This is a genomic window from Deinococcus sp. QL22, assembly GCF_023370075.1.
Lineage (GTDB): Bacteria > Deinococcota > Deinococci > Deinococcales > Deinococcaceae > Deinococcus.
On sequence record NZ_CP097153.1, the window covers coordinates 282,548 to 299,354 of the forward strand.

Annotated in this window: 13 protein-coding genes; 10 read left to right on the forward strand and 3 right to left on the reverse strand. The window is 62.7% G+C overall.

The features are described from left to right. Positions 1–4: 4 nt before the first annotated feature. From M1R55_RS26005 to M1R55_RS26035, 7 genes are all read left to right on the forward strand, one after another. Positions 5–1,174, forward strand: a complete 1,170-nt coding sequence (locus M1R55_RS26005) for an ABC transporter substrate-binding protein (RefSeq protein ID WP_249395885.1) — start codon at positions 5–7, stop codon at positions 1,172–1,174. Between the two features lie 56 nt (positions 1,175–1,230). Beyond that, entirely contained in the window at positions 1,231–2,409 is a 1,179-nt protein-coding gene (locus M1R55_RS26010; RefSeq protein ID WP_249395886.1) for an ABC transporter substrate-binding protein, read from the forward strand. A 106-nt stretch (positions 2,410–2,515) separates the two neighbouring features. Further along, on the forward strand, positions 2,516–3,403 hold the full coding sequence (locus M1R55_RS26015; protein ID WP_249395887.1) for a branched-chain amino acid ABC transporter permease: 888 nt from the start codon (positions 2,516–2,518) through the stop codon (positions 3,401–3,403). Beyond that, a complete protein-coding gene (locus M1R55_RS26020; RefSeq protein WP_249395888.1) occupies positions 3,400–4,401 on the forward strand; it encodes a branched-chain amino acid ABC transporter permease in 1,002 nt (333 codons plus the stop codon). The genes M1R55_RS26015 and M1R55_RS26020 overlap by 4 nt, the downstream gene beginning before the upstream one ends. A 5-nt stretch (positions 4,402–4,406) precedes the next feature. Next, a complete protein-coding gene (locus tag M1R55_RS26025) occupies positions 4,407–5,159 on the forward strand; it encodes an ABC transporter ATP-binding protein (protein ID WP_371827316.1) in 753 nt (250 codons plus the stop codon). Continuing rightward, on the forward strand, positions 5,152–5,910 hold the full coding sequence (locus M1R55_RS26030) for an ABC transporter ATP-binding protein (RefSeq protein WP_249395890.1): 759 nt from the start codon (positions 5,152–5,154) through the stop codon (positions 5,908–5,910). The genes M1R55_RS26025 and M1R55_RS26030 overlap by 8 nt, the downstream gene beginning before the upstream one ends. A gap of 545 nt (positions 5,911–6,455) precedes the next feature. Further along, complete coding sequence (locus M1R55_RS26035; RefSeq protein WP_249395891.1) at positions 6,456–7,784, forward strand: NPCBM/NEW2 domain-containing protein; 1,329 nt, start codon at positions 6,456–6,458, stop codon at positions 7,782–7,784. A gap of 92 nt (positions 7,785–7,876) precedes the next feature. On the opposite strand, the gene eutC is transcribed toward M1R55_RS26035, so the two are convergent. Further along, positions 7,877–8,716 (reverse strand): ethanolamine ammonia-lyase subunit EutC, encoded by an 840-nt coding sequence (gene eutC / locus M1R55_RS26040; protein WP_249395892.1) that lies wholly within the window; start codon positions 8,714–8,716, stop codon positions 7,877–7,879. After that, positions 8,713–10,143, reverse strand: coding sequence for an ethanolamine ammonia-lyase subunit EutB (gene eutB, locus M1R55_RS26045; RefSeq protein WP_249395893.1), 1,431 nt, complete (start codon positions 10,141–10,143; stop codon positions 8,713–8,715). Before eutB ends, eutC begins: the two co-directional genes overlap by 4 nt. Before the next feature lie 119 nt (positions 10,144–10,262). On the opposite strand from eutB, the gene M1R55_RS26050 reads away from it, so the two are divergent. Then, positions 10,263–12,131: an ABC transporter ATP-binding protein gene (locus M1R55_RS26050; RefSeq protein ID WP_249395894.1), complete on the forward strand. Its 1,869-nt coding sequence runs from the start codon at positions 10,263–10,265 to the stop codon at positions 12,129–12,131. Between the two features lie 6 nt (positions 12,132–12,137). Here the strand turns inward: M1R55_RS26050 and M1R55_RS26055 are convergent, their stop codons facing one another. Then, positions 12,138–12,830 (reverse strand): phosphatase PAP2 family protein, encoded by a 693-nt coding sequence (locus M1R55_RS26055; protein ID WP_249395895.1) that lies wholly within the window; start codon positions 12,828–12,830, stop codon positions 12,138–12,140. A gap of 384 nt (positions 12,831–13,214) precedes the next feature. Between M1R55_RS26055 and M1R55_RS26060 the strand changes: the two genes are divergently transcribed. Continuing rightward, positions 13,215–14,474: a glucose-1-phosphate adenylyltransferase family protein gene (locus tag M1R55_RS26060; RefSeq protein WP_249395896.1), complete on the forward strand. Its 1,260-nt coding sequence runs from the start codon at positions 13,215–13,217 to the stop codon at positions 14,472–14,474. Between the two features lie 281 nt (positions 14,475–14,755). After that, a complete protein-coding gene (locus tag M1R55_RS26065) occupies positions 14,756–16,648 on the forward strand; it encodes an ATP-binding protein (protein WP_249395897.1) in 1,893 nt (630 codons plus the stop codon). Positions 16,649–16,807 lie beyond the last annotated feature (159 nt).

Genomic DNA, 16,807 nt, shown 5'->3' on the forward strand with positions numbered 1-16,807 from the left:
TGCCATGCGTAAACTGACCCTGCTCACCCTCGCCCTGACGCCCCTGCTGGCCCTGCCTGCCAGCGCCCAAAGCAGCACTGGAACGATCAAAATTGGAGCCATCACCTCGGTCACGGGCCGTTTTGCCGAGTTCGGCAAGATGCAGTTGGCCGGGTTCAAGGTCGGGGTGGCCGAAGTGAACCGCAAAGGCGGCATTGGCGGGCGCAAAATCGAACTGCTGATTGAGGACAATGCCAGCGACGTGAACAAGGGTCTGGCCGCCGCCGAGCGCCTTGTGAATGCGGGCGTGCCGCTGATCATCAACGAGTATTCCAGCAGCCTCGTGAAGGCGCAGGCGCAGTACTTGGCCCGCCAGAAGGTGCCCAATCTGGTCATCACCAGCAGTGGCGACGACATCACCAAGCCCGGCAGCGACTATATTTTCCGGCTGAACCAACCCGCCACCGAATACGCCCGCGTGATTTTCAATATCTTCCGCGACAACAAATTCAAGAGTGTGGCGATCATCGCCGGAACCGGAGCCTTTGAAAAAAGCGTGGCCGACGCCGCGCAGGACTTTGCCAAGCTCTACAACATCACGATTGTCGAAGACCAGCGCTACGACAAAGGCCTGACCGACTTCCGGCCCGTGCTGAACCGCATTAAGGCCAAGAATCCCGACGGCATCCTGATGGTCAGCTACGCCGAAGACAGCGTGGCCCTGATGCGTCAGGCGCGGGAAGTGGGCGTGAAGCCCCGGCTGTTTGCGGGCGGCGCGGCGGGATTTGCCCTGCCCGACTTTATTAAAGACAGCGGCAGCGCGGGCGAAAGCGTGATTACGGCCACCGCTTGGGTGCCGCAACTGCGCTACGCGGGCGTGCAGAAGCTGAATGTTGACCTGAAAAAAGCGCTGGGCGGGCAGGAACCCAGCTATCACGCGGCGCAGGCCTACGCAGGCGTGATCGTGGCCGCCGAAGCCATTCGTAAGGCAGGCAGCACCGACCGCGAGAAGGTCAAAGCCGCGCTGAACACCATCAATTTGACCACCGCGTTTGGTCCGGTGCAGTTTAAGGACTACGACGGCTTCCGCAACCAGAACCCCCTGGCGATGGTGGCCCAGCAGGTGCAGGGCGGCGCGTTCGTGCCGATCTACCCCAAGAGTGTCGTGCCCCGCCCGATCAAGTTTGAACGCTGAAACGCGCTTGAAGCCGGGAGTGCCGCTTGACCTGTTCACGCCCCCAAAGGAGACCCATGCCCTCAATTGCTCCGTTGATTTCCGCCTTGCCGCTCCTCGCCGCCCTCAGTCTCGGCAGTGTGGGTTCGGCCCAGACCACCATTAAAATTGGGGCCGTGACCAGCCTATCGGGGCGGTTTGCCACCTTTGGCCGCATGCAGGAAGCTGGGTTCAGGGTCGCCATTGAGGAAATCAATGCCGCCGGAGGGGTAGCGGGCAAGAAACTGGAACTGGTGCTGGAAGACGACGCCAGCGATACCAACAAGGCGCTGAACGCGGCCGAGAAGCTGGTGAATCTGAAAGTACCATTGGTAATCGGCGCTTACGCCAGCGGCATCACCAAACCGCTCTCGCAATATTTGGCCCGCGTGAAGGTGCCGCTGCTGGTGGCGACTGCGGTCGACGAGACCATTACCAAGCCCGGCAACCCCTATACCTTCCGGATCAACAACCAATCCAGCGTGTATACGCGCAGCCTGATTGAGCAGCTGGGGCGCATGGGCGGCATGAAAACGGCCGTCGTCTTGACCAGCAACGATGCCTTTGGCAAAAGCGTGCTGAACGACGTGACCCGCTTGCTGCCGGGAGCAGGCTACCAGGTGCTGTCCAAAGATACCTACGACAAAGGCCTGACCGATTTTCGCCCGCTCCTGAACCGCTATAAGGGTCAAAACCCCGACGTGGTCATCTTTGCCAGTTACGAAGAAGACGCTGTAGCTCTGGCCAAACAGGTCAAAGAAACCGGATTGGCCCCCAAAGTCATCGCTGGAATCGCCACCGGATTCGCGCTGCCTGATTTTTTAGCCGGAGCAGGCAGTACCGCTGAGAATTACCTGGTGACAATGATCTGGAACCGGGACGTGCGCTACCCCGGCGCGCGAAATCTATATACCCGCCTCAAAAAAGCACTGGGAGGCAACGAACCCAGTCAGCACGCCGCCCAAAGCTACGCCGCCATGCTCGCTGCAGCCGACGCGGTTCGGCGGGGCGGCACCGATCCTGAAAAAGTGCGGTTGGCCCTCACCACCACCCGCCTCAATACGGCCTTTGGCCCAGTTACTTTTCGCAGCTACGGCGGCTATACCAACCAAAATGCGGTGGTGGGCCTCATCACCCAAGTTCAAAATGGCCAGTTCGTGACCGTGGCTCCGGCCACAGCCGCGACAGGCAAAATGATCTTCCCACGTCCCCGCTGAGCAGGTGGAACACACGCAAGCATAAGTGGCCGCTGCTGACGCTCTATCCCCTGGCACGGCTGTCATGGTTGTTGCCCTACACGTTTGCCCGCACCAAGGAGCCTGCATGGATTCAGCTTCGGTTACCGCCTTCTTTCAGACGCTGGCTCAGGGCCTGCTGACGGGCGGATTGTACGCCCTGATCGGCACGGGCCTGAGCCTGATCTTCGGCGTCATGAAGGTCATCAACTTCGCACACGGCGACTTTTTGGCCATCGGCATGTTTATTACGCTGGCGCTGTTCAAGGCCTTTAATATCGATCCGTACCTCAGCTTGCTGGTGGTCGCGCCTGCCGGATTCGCGCTGGGCTTCCTGATTCAGCGTTTCGTGCTGGCGCGGCTGGGTGACCGCTTGGGCGAAGGCTCCATGCTGGCAACACTCGGCCTGGGCCTGATCGTGAGCAACACGCTGCTGCTGACCTTCGGCGCACAGCCGCAGAGTATCAACGTGCCGTATGCCACCACCACCTTTCAGTTTGCGGGCGTGCAGATCAGCATTCCGCTGCTGGTGGCCGGGCTGGGCACCTTGGTCGCCATCGTGGGCCTGAACCTGCTGCTGTACCGCACCGAACTGGGCCGCGCCATTCGCGCCACCGCCCAGAACCCGCTGGGGGCCGAGCTTCAGGGCGTCAAGACCACCCAGATTCAGGCCATCGTGTTCGGGCTGGGCGTGGCGTTCGCGGCCATCGCGGGCGTGCTGCTGATGCCGCTGCTGTATACCTTCCCGACGGTGGGCGAAAACTACACCACCAAAGCCTTTATCGTGACTGTGCTGGGCGGCCTCGGCAACCTGCCGGGTGCGGTGGCAGGCGGGCTGGTACTGGGCGTGATCGAGTCGCTGGGGGCCTTTTATATCAGCAACAATTACCGCGACGCTTACGGCTTGATCGCCTTCTTGTTGGTGCTGCTGCTGCGTCCTGAAGGGCTGTTTGGCAAAACGGTGAAACGGGTATGACCGCCGTTGCAACCCTCCCCCGTCCCCGCGCCCTCACCTTCGGCAACCTGTGGCTGTCGGGTGCGCTGCTGGTTGTTATGGCGCTGTATCCCTTCGTGTTCGGCAAGGCCATGAACTTTGGGGTATCGACCCTGATTTTTGCGGGGCTGGCCATGAGCTGGAATATTCTGGGCGGCTGGGCCGGACAGACCAGTCTCGGCCACGCCGCGCTGCTGGGCATCGGCGCGTACACGATGACGCTGCTGGCCACGCCCGAACGCCTGCCTGCCTTCCTGCCCTCACCCCTGGCTCCGTGGTGGGGCGCATTGATCGGTATGGTGCTGGCGGTGGCGCTGGCCGCAGTCTGGGGCGGCCTCACTTTCCGGCTGCGGGGCAGTTATTTCACGCTGTCGACCATTGCGGTGGCCCTGGTGCTGCGGCTGGTGGCCATCAATTCGGAATGGACGGGCAGTTCCGAGGGACTGTTCATGCCCGAGCTGCCCACCCTGTTTGGCCTTGACCTGTTTGACCGGAAGGTGGAATACGGCCTCGCCTTCGGTTTCGTGCTGCTGACACTGGTCATTACGCACCTGATCCGGCGTTCCCGGCTGGGCTACGGCCTGCAAGCGGTACGTGAGGATGAAGACGGAGCGCGGGCACTCGGCATCGACCCCACCCGCATGAAACTGATCGCCTTTATGATCAGCGCCGCCCTGACCGCGCTGGGCGGCAGCATCTACGCCATCTACCTGCAAGCGTTCGAGCCGCACACCCTGCTGGAACTCCCGATCAGTGTGCAGATCGCGCTCATGGCGATTATCGGCGGGCGCACCTCTATTCAGGGGCCACTGATCGGGGCCTTGCTGCTGAGCATTTTTGGCGAAGTCTTCCGCACGGTGTTCAGCAACGCCAACCTCCTAATTTACGGCGTGCTGATCTTGGTGGTCACCATTTACGCGCCCAACGGCCTAATGGGCCTGTTCCGGCGCGGCGGCCTGAAACTGGGCGTGAACCGGTGACAGGTTTGGCGACCTCCAGTCTGGCGGCGGCGGTCAAGGCTGCACCGCTCCTGACCGCCGAGGGCATCACCATCCGCTTTGGGGGCGTTACTGCCGTTAAAAACATCAACCTCAGCGTGCGCCCCGGCGAGATTCTGGGACTGATCGGCCCCAACGGTGCAGGCAAAACCACTCTGTTTAACGGTCTGACCGGATTCGTGCGCCTCAGCGAAGGGCGCGTGACCCTGGATGGGCGCGACATCACGCACCTGCAGCCGCAGGCCCGCTCGCGGCTGGGCATGGCCCGCACCTTTCAGGTCGAGCGGCCTTTTGAGGACCTGAGTGTGCTGGAAAACGTGTTGGTGGCGGCCTTCTTGCGTCACCGGGGCCGCGCTGCCGAAGACCACGCTTACGCGGTGCTGGAGCGCGTGGGACTGGCGGACCGCGCCGCGCAGCCCGCCGCCGAACTGAATCTGGCCCGCCGCCGCCGTCTGGAGTTGGCGAAGGCGCTGGCCCTAGAGCCGCGTTTGCTGTTCCTCGATGAAAGCATTGCGGGCCTGAATCCGCCTGCCCAGCAGGAAATGGTGGCCCTGATCCGCGAACTCGCGCAGTCGGGCCTCGGCATCGTGATGGTGGAACACATCATGCACGTCATCATGACCTTGTCGGATCACGTGATCTGTATGGCCTTCGGGGAACTGCTGGCCGAGGGCAACCCGGCAGACGTGGCCGCCCACCCAGACGTGATTCGCGCCTACCTCGGAGACGACCATGACTAGCCTGCCCTCTGCCCCACCTGCCTCCTTTGTGAATGCCCAAGACCGCGTGCTGAACGTCGAAAATCTGGAAGTAGCCTACGGAGAGGTGCAGGTGGTGTTCGGCGTGGGCCTGCATGTCTCCAAGGGGGAACTGGTGGGGCTGGTGGGCGGCAACGGCAGCGGCAAAAGCACCATTTTGCGGGTGCTGTCGGGGATGCTGAAGGCGCGGGGCGGCACCGCGACCTACCGCCAGCACAACCTGAACGGCGTGCCCCCCAACAAAATCACTGATCTGGGCGTGGCGCACGTGCCGATGGGCCGCCAACTGTTCGGGCAGATGACGGTAGAAGAAAACCTGTTGATGGGCGCGTATCTGCCGCGTACCCGTGCAGGGCGGGCGCAGAACCTGCAAAAGGTCTACGACTTTTTCCCCCGGTTGGTGGAGAAACGCAGCACGCCCGCCGCCGCCTTGTCAGGGGGAGAACAGCAGATGGTCGCCATTGGCCGCGCCCTGATGAGCGAACCCGAAGTGCTGCTCATGGACGAACCCTCCCTGGGCCTCGCGCCACTGGTAGTGTCGGAAGTCATGCGCGTGATCGGGTCGCTGCGGGAACTGGGCCTGACCGTGCTTCTGGTCGAGCAAAACGTGCGGCAGGTGTTGAAGGTGACCGACCGAACCTATGTGCTGGAACTGGGCAAACTGGTCAAAGTCGGCCCCAGCCGCGACCTGATGGGCGACCCCGACATCATCAAGGCCTATTTGGGGGTGTAATGCACAAGCAAAATGTTGCTGGCTGTGCGCTGCGGCAAAAGTGTTGAAGAGGTTCGGCTGTCAGACGGACGCACGCCGCTTGGATGGGAAGCCCACAAGAGGCGGCTTTCCATCCAGATTCCAATTTCTAGGTGGGGGAGGACGACGCGAAGCCCAGTACTCAGGTGAAACTGGAAGGAATCCGTTTCAGGGTTAAAGGCGCCGCTCGCACGCCTCCTGACCCCGTTGCGGTGCAGCGCCCATCTCCCACGAGTGGAGAGGGCAAAACATTTCTACGGGACTCTTTTAATCCCGCATCAGACATCCGGGTGGAAACCCGATAGCTCAAATTCATGAACGCTGTTCACACACTTGGTTACGAGACTTGGAAGAGGCTAGAGTCGTATCTGGGCAGCGTTGTCCAGCCGTCCGTTGAGCGGAAAATCGCAATTTGGTCTCATGAATAATTAGTTAAATTGATCACAAACATTGGTTACAGTACACTAACGTTAGCCACTCGTTTACCCCTCATCTCCCCTTCTGATGTGGCTAGGGGCTGGAGAACCATGCACCAAGTTTTTGCACGTTCGTTGCTGTTGGGGAGCGTCCTCACGCTTTGGCTGACAGGTTGTGGTGAACCGCTCTCCCCTGCGGTGGCCGATCCTTACGCCGGTGGAGTAAATCACGGTTGGTCATCTAGCGCGCCCACGACTGACCTGAGCGGCCTGAGTCTGACCGCCGGAACCAATAACCTTTACCATGAACCAATCCTGTCGGCCCGCAATGCGTGGGGGCCAATAGAGCTCAACCGCAGCAACGGCGAGCAGGCGGCGGGCGACGGGAAAACCCTGACCCTCAATGGGCAGCAGTACGCACGCGGCTTCGGCACCCATGCTGGCAGTGAACTGCGCTTCAGCCTGAAAGGTTCCGATGCCACTTGCACCAACTTTACTGCCCAGATCGGGGTAGACGACGAGGTCGGCAGCCAGGGCAGTGTGGTTTTTCAGGTGCTTCTGGACGGCGTAAAAACCTATGACAGCGGCACCATGACTGGAACGAGCGCGAGCAAAACGGTGAACCTCGATGTCACCGGGAAACAGGATCTGCGTCTGGTGGTGACCGACGCAGGCGACGGCATCAACTTCGACCATGCCAACTGGGTCAACCCCCTGATTTCCTGTCAGGCAGCGGCGGCCACAGCGGCCACAGCGCCATCGGTGACCTTAGACCGGTCAGCCTTGTCTATTTATCACCTCCACACCGGAACCCTGAAGGCCACATTCGCGGGCTACGCGCCCGGCACGGTGAGCGTGGAACTGGAAGCACCGGCGGCTGGAGTTGGCCCCGGCGGGAACAATCTCTATCCTTATCCGCTGGTGCTTCAGACCACCAGCCTGACCCTCAGCGGCGCAGCGTCCGAAACCCATGATCTGGTCATTGCGGCTCCTCAAAAGTTTGGGTTCGCCGATTATTCGTCCAACTTTCACTTGGTCATCAAGAGAAACGGTGTGATTCTGAACCGCCTCCCAGTACAACTGACGGAACTGCCTATCAAATTCACGGCTTCGCTCGACACGCCTAGCATTTCTGGGCGTCCGGGAGAGGTCAAGAACTTGGTGCTGACCGTGACGGCTGATCCGCCGCTTGACCGGGCGTACCCCCTCAGCATTGGCTTTCAGGATTTCCCCGGGTCTAAGATCCAAGTGGCTGGCCCCGTCACTGGAACCGGCGCACGCATGCAAGTTCCACTCACCTTTCAAATCGTCAGCTACGGCTCAGCTACCACCGAGCAAGTGCGGGCAGGAATCGCAGTTGGTGACATCACGACTGGCTACCGCGACATCTTGTACGCCGGTAACCCAAGCATCATTTTAAACTTCACCATTTTGCCCTAAATCAGATGTACCCACTGGAGCCGACAACAATCTGTTGCCGGCTCCAGTGTCAGATTAAAAGCCAATGGTAAGGCGTTCAGACGCAATTCGAATCAGTCACTTTGTTCAGGGATGACTGAATATGATCCTTTCGGCAGCCCGTTTCCGGCGTCTCCCTCTCCCCCACTCAGCACCCCATCGGTGTCTTTGAGCTCCACTCCGCTCAGGCCGCGCCGCAGGGCCTGCACAGTGAGCGACAGGAGTCGCCGCGCCGCCACACCCGCGTCCAGTCCGGCTGGGCGGATATTGGAGACACAGTTGCGGGCTGAATCCAGTGTGCCGGGGCGCGGATTGTAGGTCAGGTACGCGCCCAGACTGTCGGGGCTGCTGAGGCCGGGGCGCTCTCCAATCAGGTGGAGGGCGAGCCGTGCACCCAGCAGTTCGGCGGCTTCGTCGGCCAACGCGACACGGGCTAGGGTGGCGATCAGGACCGGAGCCACTGTCAGGCCAGCCGCGTGCAGACCGGGCAACAGCGTATGCAGCACCTCCGCCGCCTGCCGCTGAGCCGACAATGCCGAGAGCCCATCGGACACCATGATCAGAATCTCGGGCGTGGGATTGGTGCGTTGTGCCCGCAACAGTTGGGCCGACTCCGGGTGCAGCGTGCGGCCCAGATCGGGGCGGCGCAGATACTCGGAACGTTGGGCCGCCTGACTGCGAACCTGTACCGTTTCTACGGCCAGAGCTTTTGCCAGCGCCGCCACATCCAATTCCGCCTGCACCGCGTCACGGGCCAGCGCGTGGGCCTGCCCAAACCGCAGCAGTTCGGCGGTGGGCAGCGAGGTTCCGACCCGTCCCAGCGCAATCCGGGCGTCGGTGTACTGCCGCAGGCGCTCCCAGGGGGTCAGGTCTTCGGGGCGAACCAGGTCAGGCAGATCAGGCGGGGCGCTCATCCGGCTCCCAACTGCCGCAGATGTTCGCGCAGGGGCGAGCCGAGCGGCGGCAATTGCAACTGCCCCGCCCGCGTAATTCCGGCGCTGTCCAGCCACACGGCAAATTCGGGGGCAGGCGGAAAGCCGAACACCGAACGCACGTACCAGGCGTCGTGAAAACTGGTGGACTGGTAGCCCAGCATGATGTCGTCGGCCCCGGGCACGCCCATGATGAAGGTCACGCCCGCCGCCGCCAGCAGGGTCAGCAGAACGTCCATATCGTCGGAGTCGGCCTCGGCGTGGTTGGTGTAGCAGATGTCGCAGCCCATCGGCAGGCCCAGCAGCTTGCCGCAGAAATGGTCTTCCAGGCCCGCCCGCACGATCTGTTTGCCGTCGTACAGGTATTCCGGCCCGATAAACCCCACCACCGTATTGACGAGCAGCGGCGAGTAGGCCCGCGCCACCGCGTAGGCCCGCGCCTCGGCGGTCTGCTGATCCAGGCCCCCGTGCGTGCCCGACGACAAGGCGCTGCCCTGCCCGGTTTCAAAGTACATGACGTTCTGGCCGCGCTGCATTCCCCCTTGGCCGTCTGGAAACAAACTGCCGCGTTGCAACGACTGCGCGGCCCCGTGCGCCTCAGTCAGCAGGGCCAGATTGATGCCGAAGCCCGCATTGGCCCCCTGCGTCCCGGCCACCGACTGAAACACCAAGTCCACGGGTGCGCCGCGTTCGATGGCCTGCACGGTGTTGGTCACGTGGGTCAGCACGCAGCTTTGAATTGGAGCGTCCAGCCCCAAGCGCAGGTCGTCCAACAGGGTCAGCAGGCGCACACAGGCGTCCACGTTGTCCAGCGCCGGGTTTACACCGATCACCGCGTCGCCCGCGCCGAACATCAGGCCGTCCAGGGTACTCGCCAGAATGCCGCGCAGGTTGTCGGTGGGGTGGTTGGGTTGCAGACGGGTCGAAAAGTGCCCGCGTCGCCCCAGCGTGTTGCGAAAGCGCGTAATGATCTCGCATTTGCGGGCCACCAGCACGAGGTCCTGATTCCGCATCAGCTTGCACACCGCCGCCACCATTTCGGGGGTCAGGCCGGGGGACAATGCCCGCAAAGTCTGTGTGGTAGCCGCGTCCGAGAGCAGCCAGTCACGGAATTGGCCCACGTTCAGGTCCCCGACGGGCGCAAACGCGGCGGTGTCATGGCTGTCCACGATCAGGCGCGTCACCTCATCGGCTTCATAGGGAATCAGCAGGTCTTCTAGAAACAGCGTCAGCGGTAATTCGGACAGGCACAGCCGCGCCGCTTCCCTCTCTGCGGCGCTGCGTGCAGCCAGCCCCGCCAGTTCGTCTCCGGCCTTGCGGGGCGAGGCTTTGGCCAGCACGTCTTTCAGGTCGGCAAAGCGGTGGTGGATGCGGCCTAGCGTGGCGCTGTAGGGGGTGGCGCTGGACATGGCTGACCTCTGGCGGAAAAAGGGGAAAGGGCGGCGGCTGTGGGCAGTGTAGGGCAGTTTTCCAGCCGCCGCCGCACGAATAGACCGCTGCCAGCCCGGTTCAGCCCTCTCCCCATCCCTTGCGACGGCAACCCATCGCCCTGTGTCTGCCCGCCGCCCTGCGCTACGCTCGCCCGCAGATGGTGTCTCTGTCCAAGTCCTCTGGCCCCAATTCTTCTGGCCCCAATTCCTCTGGCCTGAAGCCCCCCGACCCAGACCGCTCGGTGGTACGCCGCCTGTACGGGCTGCTGACGCCCTACCGCCGCACCGTGGCGCTGGGAATGCTGTGCTTGATCGGAAGCGTGGCCGCCGAACTGTATCCGCCGCTGGTGTGGGGCCGGGTGGTGGATAGGGGGCTGGTAGAGCGTGACTGGAATTACATCGGCGGGCAACTGGCCCTGCTGGTGGCCGTCTTTGCCGTACAACAAGTCCTGGCGGCGTGGCGCGGGCTGCTGCTGGAGCGGGCCGGGCAGCAACTCACGCTTGATCTGCGAATGCGGCTGTACACCGAGTTGGCCGGGCAGTCGGCGGCCTACTTTGAATCTCAGCGCACGGGCGACCTGCTGTCGCGGGTCACGGCAGACGTGGACGGCATTCAGGACGTGCTGCTGCGCGGTACCGACGCCGTGCTGGGCAACGCGCTGCGGCTGATCGGGGTAATCGGGATTTTTATTGCGCTGCAACCGCTGCTGGGCGTAATGGTCACGCTGCCGATGCTGGCGGTGGCCCTGATGCTGACGCGCTACAACGCCAGCGTGCGCCCCGCGTACCGGGCGGCCCGCACCCGGCTGGGCGACCTCTCGGCGCTGGTGGCTGACCGGTTGGCCGGAATCCGCGTGGTGCAGGGCTTTGCACGGGAAGACGCGGAAGCGCAGAAGGTGGCTTCTATCGGGCAAGCTCTGTACGACGAGGGCGTGAAAGCCATCAAGATTCGCAACCGCACGTTTCCGGTGGTGCGCTTCGTGTCCAATTTCGGCAACGTGATCATGCTGGGCGGCGGCGTGTGGCTGATCATGGCGGGGCAGTTTACGCTGGGCGGCCTGCTGGCCTACCGGGGCTACGGGCGTTATTTTTACGGTCCCATCGACGATCTGGTGAATATCAACGACCTGCTTCAGCGGGCCGAGGCCAGCGGGCGGCGCATTTTTGAGGTGCTGGACGCCCCCGCCAGCGTGAGTGAGCGCCCCGGCGCACAGCCCTTGCCCCTGCCCGCACGCGGCGAGGTGGTCTTCGAGAACGTGACCTTTGGCTACGATCCCCTCAAGCCCGTCCTGCGCGGCCTGAATCTGCACATCGGGGCGGGCGAGCGGGTGGCGCTGCTGGGCACGTCGGGCGCGGGCAAAAGCACGCTGCTGGGCCTGCTGACCCGCACCTACGACCCCAACGCAGGGCGCGTGACGCTGGACGGCCACGACGTGAAGGGGCTGACCCTGCCTTCCTTGCGCCGGGCGGCCAGCACCATGCAGCAAGACACCTTCTTGTTCCATGATTCGGTGCTGGAAAACGTGCGCTACGCCCGCCCTGACGCCACGCCGCAGGAGGTACAAGACGCGCTGGCGGTGGCCGGAGCCGCCGAATTCGTGGCCGCCTTGCCGCAAGGGCTGGACACGGTCGTGGGCGAACGCGGCGTGAAACTGTCGGGTGGGCAGCGCCAACGCCTCGCCATCGCGCGGGTGCTGTTGGCCCAGCCCGCCGTGCTGTTGTTGGATGAACCCACCAGTGCCGTAGACACCGCTTCCGAGGCCGTCATTGTGGAAGCCTTGGAGCGCTTGATGCGTGGGCGCACCGCCCTGATTGTCACGCACCGCCTGTCGCTGGCCCGCAGCGTTGACCGCGTGATCGTGCTGGAGGGTGGCCAGATTGTGGAAGAAGGTGCGCCGGACGTGCTGCGTAGGCAAGAAGGGCGATACGCCGAACTGGAGCGGGCCGCGCTGGTCGGAGCGGACTAAGCGAACTCAGCGTGACTCTGACTGCGGCGGGGAAGCCAGCAGGCGGTGTCCCTGCAACAAACGGTCAAGGGCCATGACCCAGATCAACCCCACCAGCGCCCCTGCCAGCACATCCGTCGGGTAATGCACGCCGCTATAGACCCGCGACCACATCATGGTGAGGACATAGCCCACCCCCAGTACCAGCGCCGCCCATCGCCAGCGGGTAGGCCACAGCAGCACCACCAGCGCCGACACCAGACTGGCAGCAAACATGGCATGCCCACTGGGAAACGAAAAATCGGCTTCCGGGGCAATTGGAGTCCAGAGGGTGGGGCGGGGACGGTCAAAGACCTTCTTCAGCACAGCGTGAAACACCACCGACCCGGCCAGCGAGAGCATCAGGAAATACGTGAGCCGGGGGCGCATCCTGTACAAGCAGGCGGCCAGAATCAGCGTGACGGGCAGCATCCCCGGTGTGTTGCCGAAAGCAGCGAGCGAGGCCGCCAACCGGTCAAGTGGTGGAGCGGCCTGAGCATGAACAGCGAACATAAATGGCCGCTCAAAACTGAAGGGGTCTTGCTCATACACCTCGGCGGCGATGGCGACGAAAGCCAGCAGTGGAAACAGCAGACCGAAAAAGAGCGCCAGCAGCGAGCGTCCGTAGCTGTGCAGAAACAGCCGCAGACGCTGCCCATGCAACCGGAGAAAGGCCAACATACCCTGAAGCCTACACGGGCCGGATGCAAGACACCGTGTCAGGTGAGGCGCAGACGGTTTGTGCAGGGCCAAACAGCGCAGACGGAAGTGCTTTAGTTCCACTCTGTGCGGGAAACCCACCCGCATAAATTTCCATCGTCGCAATCCCAGATTGATTTAGACTCGCTCCGCTCGAATTCGTCTTCGATTCTTTTAAGTTCGTATCAGACAGACTTTGCAGGCTGGCTGCTTCACCCGGCACCGATTATTCGGCGGCCTGAAGCAGCCTTTAGACCCAGTTCAGGCGCAGTTCAGCGGCGCGGCCTAGGGTGCTGACATGTGTGCCTCTGTCTGCTCCAAACCCCCCCTGCTGGCCCTCCCCGGTGGCAAGGTAAACGTGAACGGATGACCCCGAAGTCTCAGCGCAGCCTCAGCAGTGGCCCCAGCGCACGCGGCACCCGCATTCAGGAGCGCAAAGTGCTGGCCCTGATTTTGGCAGGCGGCAAAGGCTCGCGCCTGGGCGTCCTGACCCAACACCGCGCCAAACCCGCCCTGACCTTCGGCGGCACCTACCGCCTGATCGACTTTGCCCTCAGCAACTGCGTTCACAGCGGCCTCAGCGACGTGTGGGTCATCGAAGAATATGAACTGCATTCTCTGAACGACCACCTCACCAACGGGCGGCCCTGGGATCTTGACCGCACGCACGGCGGTCTGCAGGTGTTGCCGCCCTATTCGGCAGCCAACGAGGGCGCCGGCGGATTTGCATCAGGCAACGCCGACGCCATTTTTATTCATCGTCAGTTGATCCGGCAGTACGCCCCAGACGTCTTGCTGGTGCTGTCTGCCGATCACATCTATACCCTCAACTACGCCAACGTCATTGCCGAGCATCTGCACACAGGGGCGGGCGTGACCCTCGTGACCACGCCATTGCCAGACGGAGAGGACGCGTCCCGCTTTGGGCAGGTGGTGGCCGGGCCGGATGGACGCGTCACCCAGTTCAAGTACAAACCCGACCAATCCGTCAGTTCCCAAATCACCACCGAGGTGTTTGTCTACGACGCGCCGCTGCTGCTGGACACGCTGGAGCGCCTGTACGCCCAGAAAGGCGAGGGGGAACGGCTCGGTGACTTCGGCCATGAACTTCTTCCGGAGTTGGTCAAAGCGGGCCAGGCCTACGCCTCTGCGTTCGGGGGCTACTGGCTGGATGTGGGCCTTCCGGAAGCTTACTGGCGGGCACATCAGGACTTGCTGCACGGGCGCTCCGTGCAACTTGACGACCCCCAGTGGCCTATCCTGACGTCGAGTTTGCCCCGCATGCCCGCCCGCCTGACCGCTGGCGCGTTGGTCGAAGACAGCCTGGTGTCGTATGGCTGCCGGATCGAAGGAGAGGTGCGCCGTTCGGTGCTGTCGCCCGGCGTGGTGGTCGAGGCCGGGGCGCGAGTGGAGGACGCGGTGCTGCTACGGGACGTGGTGGTGCGTTCGGGCGCACGGGTCAGCCGGGCCATCATTGACGAGGGGGCCACCATCGAGTCGTCAGTGGAGGGCACGGGCGGTAACCGTGAGCAGGCTGGAGAACTGGCAGTGGTCGGTGCTGGCGTACACGTTTCGCAGCCTGTGAGGGGAGGCGAAGAAGTGCCGCCTGCCGAAACCAACGGGTAAAGCTGTCTGGAACGACTCGCCGTGTGAGAGGGAAAGCCACACATCCGCGCCGCAGCGACCACACTGCGTCTCAACTTGCTGTAGCTCCTGCCGCTCTGGCTCTGCTTTTCACAGCCAAACAGGTCGTCAGATGCCTGTTCATGACCGCCAGTCCTTGTTCTGGTGTTGATCCATCCCCACTGCCTGTCATAGCCGAACTGTCAGAAATCAGGCTGAATCCTTCGACCACTTTGGGAGTATCTTGGCGGAAACCACAAGACCCTGGGCTTTATGCTGCAGTCATGCTTGAGTCATCCAAAGGCCTGCCCGGCCAGAATGAGACGGCTCTGCCGACTGCTTCGCCACTCTCAGCAGATCATCTGCAGGGCTGGTGGCAGCTGACCCAGGCCCTCAGCGCGGCCCAGACGCCGCAGCACGTCACCGATGTGGTGGTAAGGGAAGGAATCAGCGCCATGGGCGCTCAGGCTGGCTCAGTCATGTTGCTGGGCCACGACGGAACGGCGCTGAACATTGCGGCGTGTTCGGGCTACTGCCTGGAGCAGATCGACCCGTGGCGCGTCTTGTCTCTGAACAAAACTACGCCCGCCACTCAGGCCTTCAGGCAGCGTCAGGCCCTGTTTATCGAAACCAAGGAGCAGGCCCTGCTGGACTACCCCTTGATTGAGGGCGCGCTCCAGCGGTTCTCAGGCAGCATCGTGGCTCTTCCACTGGCGGTTCAGGAACAGGTGCTGGGCGTCTTGAGCCTCAGCTTTCACACTCAGCGGTTGTTCTCTGCCGCAGACCGGCTCTATCTGCTGTCACTGGCCAGCCAGTGCGCTCAGGCTCTGCAGCGCACCACCGCGTTGCAAGAAGCCCAGATCCTCAATGACCGCCTCTCTTTTTTGGCCGAGGCCAGTGAGATCCTGAGCAGTTCGCTGGATATGGCCGTGACCCTGGACTCTATTGCCGAGCTGGCGGTGCCGCGTCTGGCCGACTGGTGCGTCATCAATCTGCCCACTCCTGACGGGTTACTCGCCCCTGTTGCCGTGGTGCATCAGGATCCCACGATGGTGGAGTTGCTGCGCCAGTTCATTGCGCGGAATCCTGTTCAGATCACGTCCGAGAATGGTTCTGGCCGGGTGTTTTTGACGGGCGTGCCGGAACTGATTCCCGTCGTTACCGACGAAATGTATGACGCTATTGCCCAGTCCGAAGACTGGAAGGCCGATGTCAGGCGCTTGCAGCTGCGTTCGGTCATCACGGTGCCGATGCGCTCACGCGGGCGGGTGGTGGGCGTTCTGGGCATGGCCCGAACCAGCCTCGACCGGGTGTACGGCCCCGCTGATCTGGCGTTTGCCCTGGAGGTAGCCGCACGCTCGGGTGCGGCAGTCGAGAATGCCAGCCTGTATGGGCAGGCCCAGCAGGAACTGCAGATGCGGACTCAGGCGCAACAGGAACTGGACGCCGCCCTGCTGCTGCTCGAGGAACGGGTCAAGGAACGCACCCATGAACTGGAACAGGTGAATGGAGAACTTGAAGCGTTTGCCTACTCGGCGTCCCATGACCTCCGAACCCCCATCCGGCATATCACCAGCTTCGCTCAACTCCTGAACCGGCACCTGCAGGCCACCGACCCCCGTGCTTCCCTGCTGCTGCAACAGATTCAGCAGGCAGCCACACGGCTCACGGCCACCGTGGACGGCATCCTCAGTCTGTCCAAATCCAGCAGGTTGCCCCTCCAGCCCAAACCAGTGGACTTGAACGCGCTGGTCAGAGATGTGGTGAGGGGGCTGTACGCCACCTCACCACACCGGGCCATAGACTGGCAACTCTCCTCCCTGCCGGTGGTGCAGGGCGACCCAGCGCTGCTGCAATTGGCCCTGCAAAATCTGCTGGACAATGCCGTGAAATACACCCAGCTGCAACCGGAAGCCATCATTCAGGTGGATGCCCAGGAACAGGCCGACGAACATATCATCACGGTTCAGGACAATGGCGTGGGGTTTGACGCTGATTACGCCCACAAACTCTTTGAGGCCTTTCAGCGGCTGCACCATCCCGCCGACTTTGAGGGCACAGGCATAGGACTGGCAAACGTGCGGCGAATTGTGGGCCGACACGGCGGACGCGTCTGGGCCGAGAGTGGACCGGGGCAGGGAGCCCGCTTCTCGTTCAGCCTGCCCAAAGCGACCTGAGCAGCAGCGGTTGCCCTCAACCGACACCGGGATGGGGGGGGCCGACCCTCACCAGAGCGCGCCGCAGCCCTGCTCAACGGGCAGAGGAGTTTCACCCAATATTCGGTCAACTTCTGCCGTCTCTGACTCCGGCCACGTCGCCCTCTGTCGCCCGGCAAA

Coding starts and splice junctions, on each gene's coding strand:
- M1R55_RS26005 (WP_249395885.1), top strand. CDS start 5: ATGCGTAAACTGACCCTGCTCACCCTCGCCCTGACGCCCCTGCTGGCC.
- M1R55_RS26010 (WP_249395886.1), top strand. CDS start 1,231: ATGCCCTCAATTGCTCCGTTGATTTCCGCCTTGCCGCTCCTCGCCGCC.
- M1R55_RS26015 (WP_249395887.1), top strand. CDS start 2,516: ATGGATTCAGCTTCGGTTACCGCCTTCTTTCAGACGCTGGCTCAGGGC.
- M1R55_RS26020 (WP_249395888.1), top strand. CDS start 3,400: ATGACCGCCGTTGCAACCCTCCCCCGTCCCCGCGCCCTCACCTTCGGC.
- M1R55_RS26030 (WP_249395890.1), top strand. CDS start 5,152: ATGACTAGCCTGCCCTCTGCCCCACCTGCCTCCTTTGTGAATGCCCAA.
- M1R55_RS26035 (WP_249395891.1), top strand. CDS start 6,456: ATGCACCAAGTTTTTGCACGTTCGTTGCTGTTGGGGAGCGTCCTCACG.
- eutC (WP_249395892.1), bottom strand. CDS start 8,716: ATGAGCGCCCCGCCTGATCTGCCTGACCTGGTTCGCCCCGAAGACCTG.
- eutB (WP_249395893.1), bottom strand. CDS start 10,143: ATGTCCAGCGCCACCCCCTACAGCGCCACGCTAGGCCGCATCCACCAC.
- M1R55_RS26055 (WP_249395895.1), bottom strand. CDS start 12,830: ATGTTGGCCTTTCTCCGGTTGCATGGGCAGCGTCTGCGGCTGTTTCTG.
- M1R55_RS26060 (WP_249395896.1), top strand. CDS start 13,215: ATGACCCCGAAGTCTCAGCGCAGCCTCAGCAGTGGCCCCAGCGCACGC.
- M1R55_RS26065 (WP_249395897.1), top strand. CDS start 14,756: ATGCTTGAGTCATCCAAAGGCCTGCCCGGCCAGAATGAGACGGCTCTG.